The organism is Achromobacter xylosoxidans, assembly GCF_014490035.1.
GTDB classification, from domain to species: domain Bacteria; phylum Pseudomonadota; class Gammaproteobacteria; order Burkholderiales; family Burkholderiaceae_B; genus Achromobacter; species Achromobacter bronchisepticus_A.
On the sequence record NZ_CP061008.1, the window covers coordinates 3768754 to 3786149 of the forward strand.

The window sequence follows — 17396 nt, forward strand, 5'->3', positions numbered from 1 at the left end:
CGGCCGCAGCCGGACATACCGCAGTGCTCAACGGCGCCGTCGGCGGCGGCGCGACGCTGGGCGGTATCATGCTGGCCAAGACCGGCGTTGCCGGCAAACGAGTCCAGGAGAAGTACAGCAGTGAACGATACCCACATTCCGGAAACGGAAGCCCCCGACGACCGCAAAGAACAGCTGCCCACGCTGTGGCGCGATGACGGCTGGACCGCCCGGATCATCAAGAACGAGGAAGACGACGGCTGGGCCGTGGAGATGACCATGGACGGAGAAGCCGAGCCCGCGCTGGTCGGCCCATGGACCATGGGCCGCGACAAGAAAAACCCCAAGCCGCTCGACTCCCCGGCCTTCATCACCCTGGTCAAGACCGCCCGGGAAGTCCTGCGCCGTCACGAGCAGCAATTGCACGCGACGCTGCACAAGAGCGTGAAGATCGACGCCGCCGCGGGCCGCCTGACCATCAAGCTGGATATCGTTCCCGACGAAGACGAGCCCTACGCCGTGTTGAGCGCCTACGACGAGTCCGGCGAACAATTGGCGCGGACCCAGGTCGCGCCGACGTACAAGCTGAGCGTGCAGCGCGCCTCGGAGTGGGCCAGCGGCGGCTTCGGCAAGCACGGCTGATACGCGGCGCTGACAAGCACCGGCTGCTGGCCGCTGCGGCGCCCGCGCGCAAAAGCAAAGCTGGCCACGTCAACGCGGCCAGCTTTGTCCCACTGAATCAAACCATCGCGGCCGGCTCAATGCCCGGTCGAATCCCCTTCCCGGCTGGCTTCGAACAGGAACCAGGTGCGCCGTTCGGTCTCGTCGATCCAGTTCTCGATCAGGCTGGAGCTGGCGATGTCGCGGTGTTCATCGGTGATGTTGTGCGCTTCGCGCAACGCCGCCGCCAGGACCTTGTTGTCCTCGCGCAGCTCGGCCAGCATGTCCAGCGGCTGCACGTAATCCGCATCGTTGTCCGAGATACGCTGCGAGCGCGCGATGTGTCCGATGGACCGCAGCGTCGTGCCGCCGATCTTGCGGATGCGCTCGGCGATGGGATCCGTCATGGCGAACAGCTGGTCGCCCTGCTCGTCCAGCAGCAGGTGGTAATCCCGGAAATGGGGGCCGCTGACGTGCCAATGAAAGTTCTTGGTCTTGAGATACAGCGCGAACACGTCGGCGAGTATCTGGTTCAGCGCGGCGGAAATATCCCTGGTGGCCGCCGACGCCAGGTCGGTCGGCGTCGCCAGCGGGCGCTTGCGGCGCTCTTTCAGGGCTTTGGTGGTCTTCTCATCCAGTTTCTTGGCCATGGGTCGCAACTCCTAGGAATGATGGTGAAAACGCACGCGCGGCGCCAGGCTTGCTTGCGCCGCGACTTCGCTAGCGTAAATCCGCCCGCGCTTTTTTGCCAATGTCCTGGATCAAGGCGCTCCCCCTTTCTGAAATCCGGTCCGGCTAGGAGTATGCTACGGCGCGTCAATTCAGCCGGATCCCTTCATCGCCATGCGCGGCAATCCCGACACCAGGCAAGGCGCCATCGCCCTGCACGGGTTTTACTTCCTGTACTACGGCCTGCAGGGAGTCAGCATTCCCTTCCTGCCCCTATGGTTCGCCAGCCGCGGCCTGGATCCCGCCGTCATCGGCCTGATCGTCGCCACGTCCTTCCTGCCCAAGATCCTGTCCACGCCCGTGGTCGCCCACGTCGCCGACCAGACCGGCCGCGCGCACGCCCTGATCGCCGCGGCGCTGGCGGCGTCGCTGGCGCTGTTCGTCTGCTATCCGTTCAGCAGCACGCCCGGCTGGCTGCTGGCCATCACCCTGCTGCTCAATGCCGTCTTCCCGGCGGTATTGCCGCTGATGGACCGCATGGCCATCGCCAGCGGCCGGGGCCAAGGCAGTTCCTACACGGTCATGCGCGCCTGCGGCTCGCTGGGCTTTGCCGTGGTCACCGTGATCGGCGGCTACCTGATCAAGACCTTTGACGCCAACTGGGTGATGTGGCTGTCCATCCTCCTCATCATCGCCTGCCTGGCTTGCGTGCGGCTGCTGCCCCGGGCGGCACGCCCCACTCCCGACGAGGCGCCCGCGCCAGCGGCGCGCCTGCCCATGCTCGAGGTCCTGCGCGACCGCCCGCTGCTCATGTGCATCGCGGCGGCCTCGCTGGTCCAGGCCAGCAACGGCTTTCTCTATTCCTATTCCACGCTGTACTGGACCGCCAGCGGCCTGTCGACTTCGCTGATTTCCATGCTGTGGGTGGTGGGCGTGGCCAGCGAGGTCCTGTTCTTCTTCCTGGCGCCCCGCATCCTGGCGCGCACGGGCGCGCAATGGCTGATCCTGGCGTCCGCCGTCATGACCGCGATCCGCTGGACCGGGCTCTCCGCCACTACCGATCCCACGCTGATCGCGGCGCTGCAGCTGCTGCAGTGCTTCACATTGGCCGGCAACAACGCCGCCATCATGTGGTACATCACCCGGCACGTGCCCGCGGCGATCAAGACCTCGGCGATCGCGCTTTACGCCTTGCTGTCGGGCGGAGTCTTCATGTTCGCCAGCATCCAGCTGGGCGGCGCGCTGTATCGCAGCTATGCGCCGGGAGGGTTCCTGGTGATGGCGTTGTGCGCTGTCGGCGCGGTGCCGCTGGTGATTTATGCGGAGAAGCTGCGCAGGAAGGCCGCCTGACCAGAAGCCGGAAAAAAAAGGCCTCGCAAGCGAGGCCTCTTCGTCAGCAGCAGCCGATCCGCTTCTTCCCGCCATAGCGCGCGTCCTGCCGCTCGCGGAAAAATGCTTCGTAGCTCATCGGTTCCTGGTCCGGGTGCGTGCGCCGCATGTGGGCCACATACGTTTCGTAGTCCGGCACGCCGACCATCAGCCGGAGCGTCTGCCCCAGGTAGCGGCCGGCGGCGCCGGCCGCGGAACTCATGTTCGTAAACAGCATGCGTCGTCTCCCTGCTGCGCTCAGTCCGCGCCGGCGGCAACCGGCAGCATTTCGTAAGGCATTTCGCGGGCGGTGGGCTTGTTCTCGTTGCGCGCGCGCTGCACCGAACGCAGGCCGAACACCACGATGCTCACCACCACGAAGATGAAGATCGCGCACAGGCCGGCGTTGATGTAGTCGTTCAACACCACGCGCGACATCTCGCCCAGGGACTTGGCCGGGGCCAGGACCTTGCCTTCGGCGATGGCCGCGTTGTACTTGTCGGCGTGCGCCAGGAAGCTGACGCGCGGGTCGGCGTGGAACAGCTTCTGCCAGCCGGCGGTCAGCGTGCATGCCAGCAGCCACAGGGTCGGCAGCACCGTGACCCAGGCGTAGCGGTCGCGCTTCATCTTGAACAGCACCACGGTACCCAGCGTCAGCGCGATCGCGGCCAGCATCTGGTTGGCGATGCCGAACAACGGCCACAGCGTGTTGATGCCGCCCAGCGGATCGACCACGCCCTGGTACAGGAAGTAGCCCCAGGCCGCCACGCACAGGCCGGTGGCGATCAGGTTGGCGGGCAGCGAGTCGGTGCGCTTGAGCGACGGGGCGAAGGTGCCCAGCAGGTCTTGCAGCATGAAGCGGCCCGCGCGGGTGCCGGCGTCGACAGCGGTCAGGATGAAGAGCGCTTCGAACAGGATGGCGAAGTGGTACCAGAAGGCCATCATGCTCGGGCCGCCGATGGCCTGGTGCAGGATGTGCGCCATGCCCACGGCCAGCGTAGGCGCGCCGCCGGCGCGCGAGATGATCGTGCTTTCGCCCACGTCCTTGGCGGTCTGGATCAGATCCGCGGGCGTCACCACGAAGCCCCAGCTGGAGACCACCTGGGCCACCTGGTCGGGCGTGGTGCCGATCACGGCCGCCGGGCTGTTCATGGCGTAGTAGATGCCCGGCTCGATCACGCAAGCCGCCACCAGCGCCATGATGGCGACGAAGGATTCCATCAGCATGCCGCCGTAACCGATGTAGCGGGCCTGGGTTTCGTTCTCGATCAGCTTGGGCGTGGTGCCCGAGGAGATCAGGGCATGGAAGCCCGACACCGCGCCGCAGGCGATGGTGATGAAGAGGAACGGGAACAGGTTGCCCGACCACACCGGACCGCTGCCGTCGACGAACTGGGTCAACGCCGGCATCTTCAGCTCGGGCGCGACCACGACAATGCCGATGGCCAGGCCGACGATGGTGCCGATCTTCAGGAAGGTCGACAGGTAGTCGCGCGGAGCCAGCAGCAGCCACACCGGCAGCACCGACGCGATGAAACCGTAGACGATCAGTATCCAGGTCAGGCCCTTGCCGTCGAAGTCGAACATGGGGCCGATCACCGGGTGCGCGGCCACGTCCTGGCCGAAGGTGATGGCGGCCATCAGGCCGACGAAGCCGATGATGGACACTTCGCCGATCTTGCCTGGACGGATATAGCGCAGGTACACGCCCATGAACAGCGCGATGGGGATGGTCGCGGCCACCGTGAAGGTGCCCCAGGGCGAGTGCGTCAGCGCCTTGACCACGATCAGCGCCAGCACGGCCAGGATGATGACCATGATCATGAAGGCGCCGAACAGCGCGATCACGCCCGGGATCTTGCCCAGTTCGGACTTGACCAGGTCACCCAGCGAACGGCCGTCGCGGCGGGTCGAGATGAAGAGGATGGTGAAGTCCTGCACGGCGCCGGCGAACACCACGCCGGCCAGGATCCACAGCATGCCCGGCAGATAGCCCATCTGCGCGGCCAGCACCGGGCCCACCAGCGGGCCGGCGCCGGCGATGGCGGCGAAGTGGTGGCCGAACAGCACGTGCTTGTTGGTGGGCACGTAGTCCAGGCCGTCGTTGTGCTTCCATGCCGGCGTCATGCGCGTCGGATCCAGCTGGAAGACGTTCTTGGCGATGAAGCGGCTGTAATAACGGTATGCGATCAAGTACACGCATACGGCGGCGATCACCACCCATAGCGCATTGATGGTCTCCCCTCTGGCCAGCGCCACGGTGCCCAGCGCGAACGCGCCCAGTACCGCAACCGCCAGCCAGACCAGGTGCTGACCCAGTCCCTTACTGCTGGTTTGCATAAGTGCTCCTCTAGCCTCCCGCCATGCTTTTGGCGTGAAACGCTTTTATCGTCCCGCGGAAGGCAGACTCATTGTTGTGGGGTGGCGGACGCGCGCGCGTCCACGCAGCGCCGTGTCGACGCGGACGCTAGTATTTCGTTTTGACTACGCAGCAACAAGCGCGAAACTACGCAATTCCGCTACGTGTTACTACGCAATGCGCCGCAACATGATTTGGCGGAAACCGTAAAATCACGGCTGAAATTTCCCGATCCTGACTGCGGCAGGCAAAATGCTGCGTCGCAAAATTCGCGTTCGCGCTGATACAAATCCTTCATGAAGCTGCGCCTGAAAATCCTGCTGCTCGCCGCGGTCCCCCTGCTGGTGGCCGTCGCCGCCATCACGGTGGCCGTCTACGTGCAGGGCCTGCAGCTGGCGCAGCGCGAAAAGCAGGTCGTGGAAAACGCCTGGCTGGCCAGCAAGGAAGGCGAACTGCGCCACTACGTCAACCTGGCCTACAGCGCCATCGCGCCCCTGCAGGCGGCGGCCGACGACGACGCCACCCGCCAGCGCGCGCTCGACCTGCTGGCGCAGATGGAATTCGGCCACGACGGCTATTTTTTCGTCTATGACCTGAAGGGCCGGAACCTGATGCACCCGCGCCAGCCGGAGCTGGTCGGCCAGGACCTCTGGGAGCTGCGCGACACCAAGGGCCAGCCCGTGATCCAGAACCTGCTGACCGCCGCCCGGCGCGGCGGCCAGGACGGTGAAGCGGTTCACTATCTATGGGAAAAGCCCTCCACCCACCAGACCGAGGAAAAGCTGGGCTACGTGGTGGTGCTGGAGCGCTGGGGCTGGATGCTGGGCACCGGCATCTACCTGGACGACGTGCAGCAGGCGCTGGAGCGCATCGACGCCGCCGCGCAAGCCAATATCCGCGATATGTTTGCCTGGGTGGCCGGCATCGCCGCCGTGTCCATCCTGGGCGTGGCGGCCTGCGGCCTGGCCCTGAACATCAGCGACCATCGCCAGTCCGACGCCAAGCTGCGGCTGATGGCGCGGCAGCTGGTGCGTTCGCAGGAGGACGAGCGCGCGCGGCTCTCGCGCGAGCTGCACGACGGCATCAGCCAGGTGCTGGTGTCGATCAAGCTGTCCCTGGAAGCGGCGCGGGAGCGGCTGCGGCAGACCTTGCCGGCCGAGCCGCGCGCCCTCGCTCATATCGACACCCCCCTGGGCGGCGCACTGGACCGGTTGAATACCGCCGTGGGCGAGGTCCGGCGTATTTCGCACAACCTGCGGCCGACGCTGCTGGACGACCTGGGCCTGCCGGCCGCACTCGAACATCTGGGCCGCGAGTTCGCCATCCCCAGCCAGGATGGCGCCCCGCCGCTGGCCGTGCGCCTGCACACCGCCGGGCAGCCGGTGAAGCTGCCCGAAGCCTATGCCACCGCCCTGTTCCGCGTCACCCAGGAAGCCCTGACCAACGTCATCCGCCATGCCGGCGCCACCCGCGCCGACATGACGCTGGCTTATTCCCAGCGCGACCTGCGCCTGACCATCGCCGACGACGGCCGCGGCTTCGACTATGCCGAGGTGCAGCAGGATCCGCGCCGCGGCATCGGCCTGCGCAATATGCGCGAACGCATGAACGCGCTGTCCGGCACGCTGACATTCCGCTCCACCTCCCACGGCACGGTCCTGCAGGCCTGGCTGCCGCTGCCCGCCGCCCCTCTACCCGCGAGCTCCGACGCATGACCCACAAGCCCGACCCCATCCGGCTGCTGCTGATCGACGACCACCCGCTGGTGCGGGACGGGCTGCGGCTGCGCCTGGAAACCGTGCCGCAGTTGCAGGTAGTGGGCGAGGCCGGCAACGCCGCCGCCGCCCAGGCCTTTCTGGCCGCCTGCCTGGCCGAGGATCCGCAGGGCGGCACTTTGCCGCACCTGGCGCTGATGGACCTCAACATGCCGGGCGTGGGCGGGCTGGAGCTGACCGCCCTGCTGCACGAGCGCTACCCGCAGATCGCCGTGCTGGTGCTGTCCATGCACGACAACCCCGAATACATGCTGCAAGCCGTCAAGGCCGGCGCGCGCGGCTATCTGCTGAAGGACGAGCCGGCGCAGGAAATCGTCACCGCCATCGGCGCGGTCATGGCGGGCCGCAGCTATTTCAGCGCGGCGGTCGCGGTGCGCCTGTCGCAGGCCACGGCGCCGGCCACCATGCTGACGCAGCGCGAACGCGACGTGCTGCGCCACATCGCCAGCGGCGAGGCCAACAAGCAGATCGCGCAGGCGCTGGGGCTGTCGGTGCGCACGGTGGAAACCCATCGCCTGAACATCAAGCGCAAGCTGGGCATAGATGGACAGGCTGAGCTGATCAAGTACGCCGTCGAAAACCGTGGGGTGTAGCCCCCCACGCCGCGCACGCTACGCGTGCTTGCTGCCCCCCCGAGGGGGGCTGTTTCCCCTTGGGGCGGCCCGGCGGGGAAACCCTTCTTGTGGCCTGAGGTAGACTTGCAGCACTACGCTACACACAGTAAAGCGCCGCAACCAGCGCCGCCCCCAGGAGTCCCCGATGTCATTGGAAAAGCACTACACCGCCATTCTTGAAGAACTAGGGGAAGATCCGTCCCGCGAAGGACTGGCGGACACGCCCGCCCGCGCGGCCAAGGCCATGCGCCACCTGTGCCGCGGCTACGGCCAGAACCTGGACGAAATCGTCAACGGCGCGCTGTTCACCTCGGACACGCGCGAGATCGTGCTGGTCAAGAACATCGAGCTGTATTCGCTCTGCGAGCACCACATGCTGCCCTTCATCGGCAAGGCCCACGTGGCCTACCTGCCCAACGGCAAGGTGCTGGGCCTGTCCAAGGTCGCGCGCATCGTCGAGATGTACGCGCGCCGCCTGCAGATCCAGGAAAACCTCAGCCGCCAGGTGGCCGAAGCCGTGCAGTCCGTGACCGGCGCGGCCGGCGTGGCCGTGGTCATCGAAGCCCAGCACATGTGCATGATGATGCGCGGCGTGGAAAAGCAGAACTCGTCCATGGTGACCTCGGTCATGCTGGGTGAATTCCACGACAATCCGTCGACCCGGGCCGAATTCCTCAGCCTCATCCGCTAGCCGGATTTCCCCTCCCCCTTTTGGCGCATATCGCGGGCCGCCTCGCCGGCCGCACCCCGCCGCGCCGGCCGCGCCAGCTCTGGCGCCGCCGGCCGGCAGGCGGGCCCGGCCCGCTTTTGGCTCCTACTGATCCGGGCATCTGGCCCTAGCGTTCTGGCCCCATCCGGGCAAACTGGCTCCAGCATCCCGGTCGCGCCGGAGCGCGGCCGTTCCCTCCCGGAGATCTCCATGAACGCGATATTCCGCCTCATCCGCCGCTGCACCCTGGCCGGCCTGGCCGCCGCGCTGTTGGCCGCTCCCGCCTATGCCCAGACCAAGCTGGTGGTCGGCTACCAGCTGATCGTCGGGCCGTTCCTGACGGCGATCGCCGACGGCAGTTTCGACAAGGCCTTGAAGGACGCCGGCTACCAGGTGGACTGGCGCCAGTTCACCTCCGGCGGCGACATCTCCACCGCGCTGGCCTCCGGCAACGTGCCGGTCGGCGTGCTGGGCTCCACCGGCATCACCGCGGCCGCGACCCGCGGCGTGGACATGGAGCTGTTCTGGATCCTGGACAACATCGGCAAGTCCGAGGCGCTGGTGGCGCGCAACGGTTCCGGCATCAACAGCACGGCCGACCTGAAGGGCAAGCGGGTCGCCACGCCTTTCGTGTCCACCTCGCACTTCCATCTGCTGGTCGGGCTGGAACAGGTCTGGAAGATCAATCCGCGCGACGTGCGCATCCTGAACATGCAGCCGCCGCAGATCGTGGCCGCGTGGCAGCGCGGCGACATCGACGCGGCCTACGTCTGGCCGCCCGCGCTGACCGAGATCGCCAAGAGCGGCAAGATCATCGCCGACTCGGAACAAATCGGCAAAGCCAGCGTGCCAACCTTCGACGGCATCGTGGTGGATCGCGCCTGGGCCGCCAAGAACCCCAAGTTCATGGCCGCCTTCACCAGCGTATTGGCCAAATCCTACGCGGACTACCGCGCCAACAGCGCCAAATGGACCGCCGACTCGCCGCAGGTCAAGAGCATCGTCAAACTGATCGGCGGCAAACCCGAGGACATGGTCGAGGCGCTCCAGCTGCTGGTCTTCCCGACCGTGCAGGAACAGGCCTCCAATGTCTGGCTGGGCGGCGGCAAGGAATCGGGCGCCGCCCGCGCCTTCGCGGCCAGCGCCCAGTTCCTGAAAGACCAGAAGCAGATCGACCGCGCCCTGGCCGACTACAGCCCGCACGTCACGGACAAGTACGCCCGGGCGGCCGAGAAGTAAGAAGCGCTTGCGGCCAAGGCGGCCCGTCCGGCGCCGCCTGCCCAGCATCCCGCAGGGCTGCGCGCAGCCCGCCGCAACTAGGGGAGCCGGCATGACCATGCAGTCCACGTCCGCCACGCATAGCCTGTGCGCGGAGAAAGTCAGCGTCACCTACCCCGGCCTGCACGAAAGCGGTCCGGTCATTGCGCTGCAGAACGTCAACCTGACCATCCAGCCCGGCGAGTTCGTCGTCGCGCTGGGCGCCTCGGGTTGCGGCAAGACCACCTTGCTCAGCCTGCTGGCCGGGTTCCTGTCGCCCACCGAGGGCGAGATCACGCTGGGCGGCCGGCCCATCGTGGGTCCCGGCGCCGACCGCGGCGTGGTGTTCCAGAAGCACGCCCTGCTGCCCTGGCTGAACGTGCTGGAGAACACCGAGTTCGGCCTGAAGCTGCAAGGCGTGGACAAGGAAACCCGCCGCGCCCGCGCCCGCCGCAATCTGGAGCTGGTGGGCCTGCAGGACTTCCACCGCCACATGATCTACCAGCTGTCGGGCGGCATGCAGCAGCGCGTGGGCATTGCGCGCGCGCTGACCTGCAACCCCGCCATGCTGTTGATGGACGAGCCCATGGCGGCGCTCGACGCGCTGACCCGCGAGACCATCCAGGAGCTGCTGCTGGACATCTGGCGGCAGACCAACAAGATGTTCTTCTTCATCACGCACAGCGTCGAAGAAGCGCTGTTTCTGGGTTCGCGGCTGATCGTCATGTCGCCCCGCCCGGGCCGCATCACGCACACCTTCACCCCGGACTTCAACCGGCGCTACCTGGAGACCCGCGATGGCCGCAGCATCAAATCCAGTCCCGACTTCATCGCCATGCGCGAACAAGTCCTTGGCATCATCTATGGCGACGAGCGAGCCTCCTCCCCCCAAGGCTTCCATGGCTAGCAACCGCCCGGGACACAAGCCCGCCGCGCCGGGCAAGGTCTACGGCGCGCCGGGCGCGGGCTACAGCGGCCACATCAGCCTGATCACCAGCCTGGCGCTCATCGGCCTGTGGTTCCTGGTGACCAGCGCCGGCTGGGTGCGGCCGCTATTCCTGCCTTCGCCCCTGGCCGTGTACGACAAGTTCGTCTCGGCCATGACCGACGGCGTGGCCAACTCCACGCTTACCGAACATGCGCTGGCCAGCCTGTCGCGGGTGTTCGGCGCCTTCTTCCTGGCCTGCGTGACCGCCATTCCCGTCGGCATCCTGATGGGCGTGAACCGCTACGCGCGCGGCATCTTCGATCCGCCCATCGAGTTCTACCGCCCGCTGCCGCCGCTGGCTTACCTGCCGCTCATCATCATCTGGTTCGGCATCGGCGAGTTCCCCAAGGTCCTGCTGATCTACCTGGCGATCTTCGCGCCCATGGCGATCGCCGCGCGCGCCGGCGTGCGCTCGGTGTCGATCGAACAGATCCACGCGGCCTACGCCATGGGCGGCACGCCCGCGCAGGTGGTCTGGCACGTGATCCTGAAGGCCGCCATGCCGGAAATCTTCACGGGCATGCGCATCGGCATCGGCGTGGGCTGGACCACGCTGGTGGCCGCCGAAATGGTGGCCGCCGACCGCGGCCTGGGCTTCATGGTGCTGAACGCCGCCCAGTTCCTGGCCAGCGACACCGTCATCATGGGCATCATCGTGATCGGCGTGTTCGCCTTCGCCTTCGACCTGCTGGTCCGTTATCTGGAGAAGTTCGCCATACCCTGGAAGGGACGGGTCTGAAACGCGCCCGGGCAATCCCTCATTTCGTCCCCCATCCGGCTCCTCTATCCTCAAGAGCGGCGCCTGCGCAGCGGCTACCGGCTGCGCGGCCTAGACAAGGAGCCGTCATGTCCAGCCAGGCCTCGATGCTCAAGCCTGTGTTGTGGGAGCGCCTGTTCGAACGCGAAAGCGCGCCCAATCTCAGCCTGCAGGGCTGCGTGCGCCAGATGCTGGTGTCCGCCATCCTCAGCGGCCACCTGCCGCCAGGCACGCCGGTGCCGTCCAGCCGGCATCTGGCCGACCAGCTGCGCATCGCGCGCAACACCGTGGTTTTCGCCTACCAGCAACTGGTCAGCGAGGGCTATCTGGTGTCGCGCGAACGCAGCGGCCACTTCGTCAGCGACACGGTCATGCGGGGCCATTCCGGGCCGGCGGCCGACGCCCCGCCCGCCGAGGGCGGCGAGCCCGACGTGCGCTGGGACGAAAGGCTGCGCTTTCGCCCGTCCCGGCAGCGCAACATCACCAAGCCGCGCGACTGGCAGAAGCAGCCCTATCCCTTCGTCTACGCCCAGTTCGACCAGGACCTGTTCCCCACCGCGGAATGGCGCGAATGCTGCATCAAGGCGCTGTCCGTGCTGGACATCCGCAGTTGGGCGCCGGACCTGATCACCCACGACGACCCGGCGCTCATCGAGCAGATCCGTACCCAGGTGCTGCCACGCCGCGGCGTCTGGGCCGACGCCGAGGAAATCGTCATCACGGTGGGCGCGCAGCATGCGCTCTACCTGCTGGCCGACCTGCTGGTCAACGAGGACACCGTGGTCGGCATGGAAGACCCCGGCTATCCCGACGCCCGCAACATCTTCGCCAGCCACACGCGCAATCTGCTGCCCCTGCCGGTGGACGAACAAGGGCTGTGCACCGGCACCCATCTGCTGGGCTGCGACTACATTTTCGTCACGCCGGGCCACCAGTGCCCCACCACGGTCACCCTATCGCCGGAGCGCCGCCAGAACCTGCTGACGCTGGCGCGCCAGGCCGACAGCCTGATCATCGAGGACGATTTCGAAAGCGAAAGCCGCTGGGGCGAAGGCGCGATTCCCGCCTTGAAGAGCCTGGACCGCGACGGCCGCGTGATCTACGTGGGCAGCCTGGCCAAGTCCTTCGCGCCGGGCCTGCGCATCGGCTACATCGTGGCGCCGCGCGAGCTCACCGCCGAACTGCGCGCCCTGCGCCGCCTGATGCTGCGCCACCCTTCGGCCTACATCCAGCGGGCGTTTTCGCTATTCATTTCGCTGGGCCACCACCATTCGCTGCTGCGCAGGCAATCGCAGGCCTACCAGGAACGCGGCACCGAGCTGGCCCGCGCGCTGGCGCGGCACCTGCCCGATTTCAAGGTCATCCCCATTACCGGATCCTCGTCCTGCTGGCTGCAAGGGCCGCCCTGGCTCAACGCCTGCGAGCTATCCGAAGCCGCGCTGGCCGAAGGCGTGGTGGTGGAGCCCGGCGACGTCTTCTTCATGAACGGCGCCGACGCGCCGCGCAACTTCCTGCGGGTCGGCTTCACCTCGATCCGGCCGGAACACATCGAGCCGGGGATCGCCAGGCTGGCCAAGGTGGTCGACCGCTACCGCGGCCGCGCCGCGGACGGCAAGCAGGCCCCGCAGGGCCCGGACCTGCACGCGCTAGAGCACTTCGTCTCTTAGGTAGTACCAGCGGTACAGCAGGCCCTGGCCCAGCCTGCGGAACGGCGCGAACATATGCCCCGGCAAGGGCGAGTCGTAGATCGGCAGGTCCCAGGACACGCCGTCCTTGCCCATCATGCGCTGCGCCAGGCGTTTGCCGGCGTGGGCCGAGAACGCCACGCCATTGCCGCCGTAGCCGAAGGCGTAATAGACCGGCTGCGCCGGGTCGGGCTGCGTGACGCGCGGCATCATGTCGTGGCTCACGTCGACCCAGCCCCACCAGGAATAGTCCACGTCCACCCCCGCCAGCGTGGGGAACTTGCGCGCCAGCCCCTCGCGCAGCAGCGCCAGATGGCGCGGGTGCTGCGCGTCGGCGCCGCGCAGCGCGCTGCGGCTGCCGATCTGCATGCGGCCATCGGGCAGCAGACGGTAATAGAAGCGCAGCGTCCGTGTATCGGTAATGAACACCGTGCTCTTCAGACCCGCGGCGTCGCGTTCCGCCGGCGTCAGCACCCGCGTCACCAGCGAGTTCGAAAGCACCGGCATGATGCGATTGTCCAGCAAGCGGTTGACGCCCTGCGCGGTGTAGCCGCCAGTGGCGAAGGCCACGCGGCGCGCGCGCACGTAGCCGTTGGGCGTCTGCAGCCGCACGCCGCCGTTCTCGGCGCGCCAGCCCAGCACCGGGCTGCCCGGATGGATGCGCACGCCCAGGGCCCGCGCCTGCCGCATGTAGCCATAGGCGAGCTTCAAGGGATGCACGCCCACGCCGTCCGGCTCGTGCATCGCGCCCACCGCCTCGCGGTCGTACACGTAGCGTTCGCGCAATTCCTCCCGGCTCAACATCCTGGCGTCATAGCCGAACATCTCGCGCATCACGCGGGCCTCGTTCTCCAGGAATGCCATCTTCTTCTGGCGGTGCGCGGTGTACAGGTGGCCGCCCGGCTGCGCGTCGCAATCCACCTGGGCCACCAGGCTCTTCCAGTATTCGAAGCCTTCGCGGATCTCGGCGTCCAGGCGCTTGGCGGTCGCCAATCCCCAGCGCGCTATCCATTGCGAACGGTACAGGCGTCCGGACGCATTCTGTCCCTGTCCGCCGTTGCGGCTGGTGCAGCCCCACACCACGCGGTTGGCTTCCAGCACCACGGCCTTCACGCCGAAGTCGCGGGCCAGCGTCAGCGCCGCCGACAGCCCGGTGAAGCCCGAGCCCACGATCACCACGTCGGCATCGATATCGCCGTTGACAGGACCGTCGTCCTCGGGCGGCTCGCCCGCGGTCGCGACCCAGTAGGTGGGCGCGTAGTCCTGCCCGCGGCCGGGCGGGGACACCAGCGGATCGTAGGCCGGGTTGTAGGCGCTGATCGCCGTCCGGCCAGCGGGGGCCGGACCTGCAGGTTGGAAGGACATTTGAGTATCCATGCGGCGTTCCGGTAGCTGGGTGCGGGGCGTGCTCAGCCGCGGGCCGGCAATACCGGGCGCTGCTTGCGGTAGGCGTTCTTGACGCGGATCTTGCCGTTCTGGAAGGTGAAGACGTCCACCATGTCCGCCTCCACGCGGGAGCCGTCTGCGGCTGTGCCGGTAAAGGTCGATTCGGACACGCCGCGGTCGCCGGCCACCCAATGCGTGCCGTTCTGCCACTGCGCGTCGGGAAAATTCGCCCAGGCCGCCGCGAAGGCGGCGCGCACCGCCTCGCGGCCTTCGTGCCGCGCGCCCCATCGCTCGGGGCCGGCCACGGTCTCGAACACGCAGTCGTCGCTCATGAAGGACATCAGGGCGTCGATATCGTGGCGGTTCCAGGCCGCCGCGAATTCGGCCAGCATGTCCGCGGTGACGGTCTTCTGCATTGCATACCTCCGGTAGACGCTGGCGCGACGCGCGCCAGCATTCAGGATCCAAGGTAAGTGAGCCCCCAGGCAGGGTCTAGAACCAGACACGGGAAATCGCTTGCACCAGACGCTTGCTCGCTCATCGCGCCGCGGCCGGCGCCAGCCAGGCGTCCATGCCGGCGGGATCGACGGCGCCGCGCATGCCGATCAGCACCAGCGCCGGTTCGTCCAGATCCGCCGGCGGCCTGGCTTGCGTGTCGTAGCGCACGCGCCGGCCCGCCAGTTGCACCAGCACCAGGCCGTGCCGGTCGGTGCGCACCCAGCCCTTGGCGCGCAGCAGCTGCCTGGGTGCGTCGCGCAGCCGGCTGGCGAGCCGGTCGGCGTCGAGCAGCGCGGGCGCGCGCCACAGCCAGCTCTGGAACGGATGATCGGGGTCATCGGGGGTTGCGGCGTGGACGTGTCCCGCATGGCCGCAAGCGCCGCTGGCGCATTCATGCGCAAGGCTGCAAGCCCCGTCCTCGCCCAGCAGATGGCGCAGGTCCACGCGCCCTTCGCGCGTCTCGACCATCGCAGCCCCGCGCGTCGCCGCGTGCAGCCATAGGCGCAGCGACGGCAGCTCCTCGGCAGGCGCCAGATCGGTCTTGTTCAACACCAGCAGATCGGCGGCCTTGAACTGGCGGTCCAGCGTATCGGCCAGCAAGGGATCCGCCGCCAGCGCGCGCACGTTCGCGGCATCGGCCAGCACCACCACGCCCTCCAGCTGCAGCATGGGATCGGCCATGCCGACCTGCGCGATGCGGCCGGGATCGGACACGCCGCTGGCTTCGATCACGATCCATTCGGGCAAGGGGTCCAGCGCCAGCACGCGCGCCAGGGCATCGTCCAGGCCGCCCGCCATGGAACAGCAGACGCAGCCGTTGGCCAGCCTGATCACCTGATCGCTGCGCTGCGCGATCAGCCCGGCGTCGATATCGACAGGGCCGAAGTCATTGACCAGGACCGCCGCGCGGCGCTGGCTGCGGGCCAACACGTGATTGAGCAGACTGGTCTTGCCCGCGCCCAGGAATCCGCCCACCACGGTCAGCGCGATGCGCGGTGCGCCATGGGCCGCCATCTCAGGCTTCCCGCAGCGGCAAGGGCCTGCCGCCGATGACGGTGCCGAGCACGCGCACGTCCTTCAGTTTCTCGGGAGCGACCTCCAGCGGGTCGTCCTGCAGCACGCAGAAGTCCGCATGCTTGCCGATCTCGATGGAGCCGACCAGGTGATCCAGGTGCAGGGTGTACGCCGCGCCCAGCGTGACGGCGTGCAGGGCCTGCTCCACGCCGATGCGCTCGGACTCCCCCAACACCTTGCCCGACGACGTCTGGCGGTTCACCGCGCACCAGGCCGTGAACAGCGGTCCCAGCGGCGTGATGGGCGCGTCCGAATGGACGGAGAACGGCACGCCGGCGCGCGCGGCCGAGGCACAGGCGTCCATGCGGTTGGCGCGGTCCGGACCCATGGTCAGGGCGTGATGCGCGTCGCCCCAGTAGAAGATGTGGTTGGCAAAGAGATTGGCGCACATGCCCAGGCTGGCCATGCGCCGGAACTGCGCCGCGTCGGCCATCTGGCAATGCTGCAGGGTATGGCGGTGGTCGCGCCGCGGGCTGCGGCGCAGGGCGCGGTCCACCGCGTCGATCGCAAGCTCGGTGGCTTCGTCGCCATTGGTGTGGATGTGCAGCTGCACCCCGGCGTCGTGATAGGCCTGGACCATCGCGTCCAGCTCGGCCGGCGCGATCACCCAGATGCCGTTGGGCGCGCCGTTGTAGTAGCCCGGCCAGCGCAGCCGGGCGGTAAAGCCCTGGATCGAACCGTCCACCACCAGCTTGACCATGCCCAGATGCAGCTTGTCGTTGTTCAGGCGCCGGGCCTCGGCCAGCTTGGCCAGGCAGCGCTGCGGATCGCCCGCGTAGGTCAGCGCGGACGCGGCCGGCACAATGCGCACCGGGTAGTCCGGCTCGGCGGTGATGCGGGCCAGCGTCGCCAGGCCCTCGTCGCCCAGCTCGTTGACCAGGTCCGTGGCCGTGGTGACGCCCGCCCACTGCGCCACCTTGCCAAACATGCGCAGGCCCTCTTCCGATACGCCCACGGTGCGGAACGGGCTGCCGATCAGGCGCATGACGGGGAACATGGCGGCAAATTCGCAGAGTTCGCCGCTGGGCCGTCCGTCTTCCATGCGCGTCACGCCTTCGATGTCGGTATCGCGGTCTATGCCGGCGCGCGCCAACATGGGCGTGTTCACGTTCATCAGGTGCATGCTGGCGTGCATGACCACCACGGGCCGCTCGGCGGACACGGCGTCCAGGTCCTGCACGCGCATGCGCGCGCCGTCGAAGAAGATCGGGTCGAATCCCCACCCTATCAGCGTCTCGCCGGTCGCCAGGGCGCGTTCGGCCTCGCGCAGCCGCGCGGCCACAGCCTCGAAACTCTTCAAGCCTTCCCACAGCTTGCCATCGGGTCCGCGCCGGTCATAGAAGCCCACGTACACGAACTTCCACATGCCGCCTTCCGGCAGATGGCAATGCCCTTCGACCAGGCCGGGCATGAGCACCTTGTCCGCATAACGCTCGTCGAGGTCGGCAGGCCCCCAGCCCGCCAGCTCCTCGCGGCTGCCCACGCCCAGGATACGGCCCTCTCGCACCGCCACGTGCGTGGCGCGGGGCTGCATCGGGTTCATGGTCAGGATGCTGCGCGCGGCATAGATCGTGGTTCGGGCGCGGGTCTGGGTCATCGGTCTGTCCTTCTATCGGAG

General features: G+C 67.7%; 16 protein-coding genes. 9 read left to right on the plus strand and 7 right to left on the minus strand.

All coding sequences use genetic code 11. From position 1 onward, the window contains the following. Positions 1-120 precede the first annotated feature (120 nt). Positions 121-621 carry a hypothetical protein gene (locus IAG39_RS17515; RefSeq protein ID WP_059379620.1) on the plus strand — a complete coding sequence of 167 codons (501 nt, stop codon included), beginning with the start codon at positions 121-123 and terminating at the stop codon, positions 619-621. Between the two features lie 116 nt (positions 622-737). On the opposite strand, the gene IAG39_RS17520 is transcribed toward IAG39_RS17515, so the two are convergent. Beyond that, positions 738-1289 (minus strand): Dps family protein, encoded by a 552-nt coding sequence (locus IAG39_RS17520; RefSeq protein ID WP_013393536.1) that lies wholly within the window; start codon positions 1287-1289, stop codon positions 738-740. 193 nt (positions 1290-1482) lie between these two features. Between IAG39_RS17520 and IAG39_RS17525 the strand changes: the two genes are divergently transcribed. Next, positions 1483-2658 (plus strand): MFS transporter, encoded by a 1176-nt coding sequence (locus IAG39_RS17525; protein ID WP_059379617.1) that lies wholly within the window; start codon positions 1483-1485, stop codon positions 2656-2658. Positions 2659-2701: 43 nt separating this feature from the next. On the opposite strand, the gene IAG39_RS17530 is transcribed toward IAG39_RS17525, so the two are convergent. Together IAG39_RS17530 and IAG39_RS17535 are read right to left on the minus strand one after the other, a co-directional pair. Next, the gene (locus IAG39_RS17530; protein ID WP_118935066.1) at positions 2702-2914 is read right to left on the minus strand and encodes a YbdD/YjiX family protein; all 213 of its coding nucleotides are present in this window, start codon (positions 2912-2914) and stop codon (positions 2702-2704) included. 20 nt (positions 2915-2934) lie between these two features. Continuing rightward, positions 2935-5016, minus strand: a complete 2082-nt coding sequence (locus tag IAG39_RS17535) for a carbon starvation CstA family protein (RefSeq protein ID WP_118935064.1) — start codon at positions 5014-5016, stop codon at positions 2935-2937. A gap of 315 nt (positions 5017-5331) precedes the next feature. Here IAG39_RS17535 and IAG39_RS17540 point away from each other — a divergent pair, with 315 nt between their 5' ends. The 7 genes from IAG39_RS17540 (at position 5332) to IAG39_RS17570 (ending at position 12802) form a co-directional block, all read left to right on the plus strand. Next, positions 5332-6750, plus strand: a complete 1419-nt coding sequence (locus IAG39_RS17540; RefSeq protein WP_059379615.1) for a cache domain-containing protein — start codon at positions 5332-5334, stop codon at positions 6748-6750. Then, on the plus strand, positions 6747-7403 hold the full coding sequence (locus tag IAG39_RS17545) for a response regulator (protein ID WP_118935062.1): 657 nt from the start codon (positions 6747-6749) through the stop codon (positions 7401-7403). Before IAG39_RS17540 ends, IAG39_RS17545 begins: the two co-directional genes overlap by 4 nt. A 166-nt stretch (positions 7404-7569) precedes the next feature. After that, positions 7570-8115 (plus strand): GTP cyclohydrolase I FolE, encoded by a 546-nt coding sequence (gene folE, locus IAG39_RS17550; protein WP_059379613.1) that lies wholly within the window; start codon positions 7570-7572, stop codon positions 8113-8115. Positions 8116-8343: 228 nt separating this feature from the next. Further along, positions 8344-9372, plus strand: a complete 1029-nt coding sequence (tauA, locus tag IAG39_RS17555; protein ID WP_059379612.1) for a taurine ABC transporter substrate-binding protein — start codon at positions 8344-8346, stop codon at positions 9370-9372. Positions 9373-9463: 91 nt separating this feature from the next. Continuing rightward, complete coding sequence (locus tag IAG39_RS17560) at positions 9464-10297, plus strand: taurine ABC transporter ATP-binding protein (RefSeq protein ID WP_059379611.1); 834 nt, start codon at positions 9464-9466, stop codon at positions 10295-10297. After that, positions 10290-11117: an ABC transporter permease subunit gene (locus IAG39_RS17565; protein WP_059379610.1), complete on the plus strand. Its 828-nt coding sequence runs from the start codon at positions 10290-10292 to the stop codon at positions 11115-11117. Before IAG39_RS17560 ends, IAG39_RS17565 begins: the two co-directional genes overlap by 8 nt. A gap of 107 nt (positions 11118-11224) precedes the next feature. Further along, positions 11225-12802, plus strand: coding sequence for a PLP-dependent aminotransferase family protein (locus tag IAG39_RS17570; protein ID WP_118934389.1), 1578 nt, complete (start codon positions 11225-11227; stop codon positions 12800-12802). On the opposite strand, the gene IAG39_RS17575 is transcribed toward IAG39_RS17570, so the two are convergent. The 4 genes from IAG39_RS17575 to IAG39_RS17590 form a co-directional block, all read right to left on the minus strand. Further along, entirely contained in the window at positions 12782-14197 is a 1416-nt protein-coding gene (locus IAG39_RS17575) for an NAD(P)/FAD-dependent oxidoreductase (RefSeq protein WP_118934387.1), read from the minus strand. The two genes, IAG39_RS17570 and IAG39_RS17575, sit on opposite strands and share 21 nt — an antisense overlap. A gap of 32 nt (positions 14198-14229) precedes the next feature. Further along, a complete protein-coding gene (locus IAG39_RS17580; RefSeq protein WP_118934386.1) occupies positions 14230-14622 on the minus strand; it encodes a nuclear transport factor 2 family protein in 393 nt (130 codons plus the stop codon). A 121-nt stretch (positions 14623-14743) separates the two neighbouring features. Continuing rightward, positions 14744-15718: a CobW family GTP-binding protein gene (locus tag IAG39_RS17585; protein WP_118934384.1), complete on the minus strand. Its 975-nt coding sequence runs from the start codon at positions 15716-15718 to the stop codon at positions 14744-14746. Position 15719: 1 nt separating this feature from the next. Next, entirely contained in the window at positions 15720-17375 is a 1656-nt protein-coding gene (locus tag IAG39_RS17590; protein WP_118934382.1) for an amidohydrolase, read from the minus strand. Between the last annotated feature and the right edge of the window lie 21 nt (positions 17376-17396).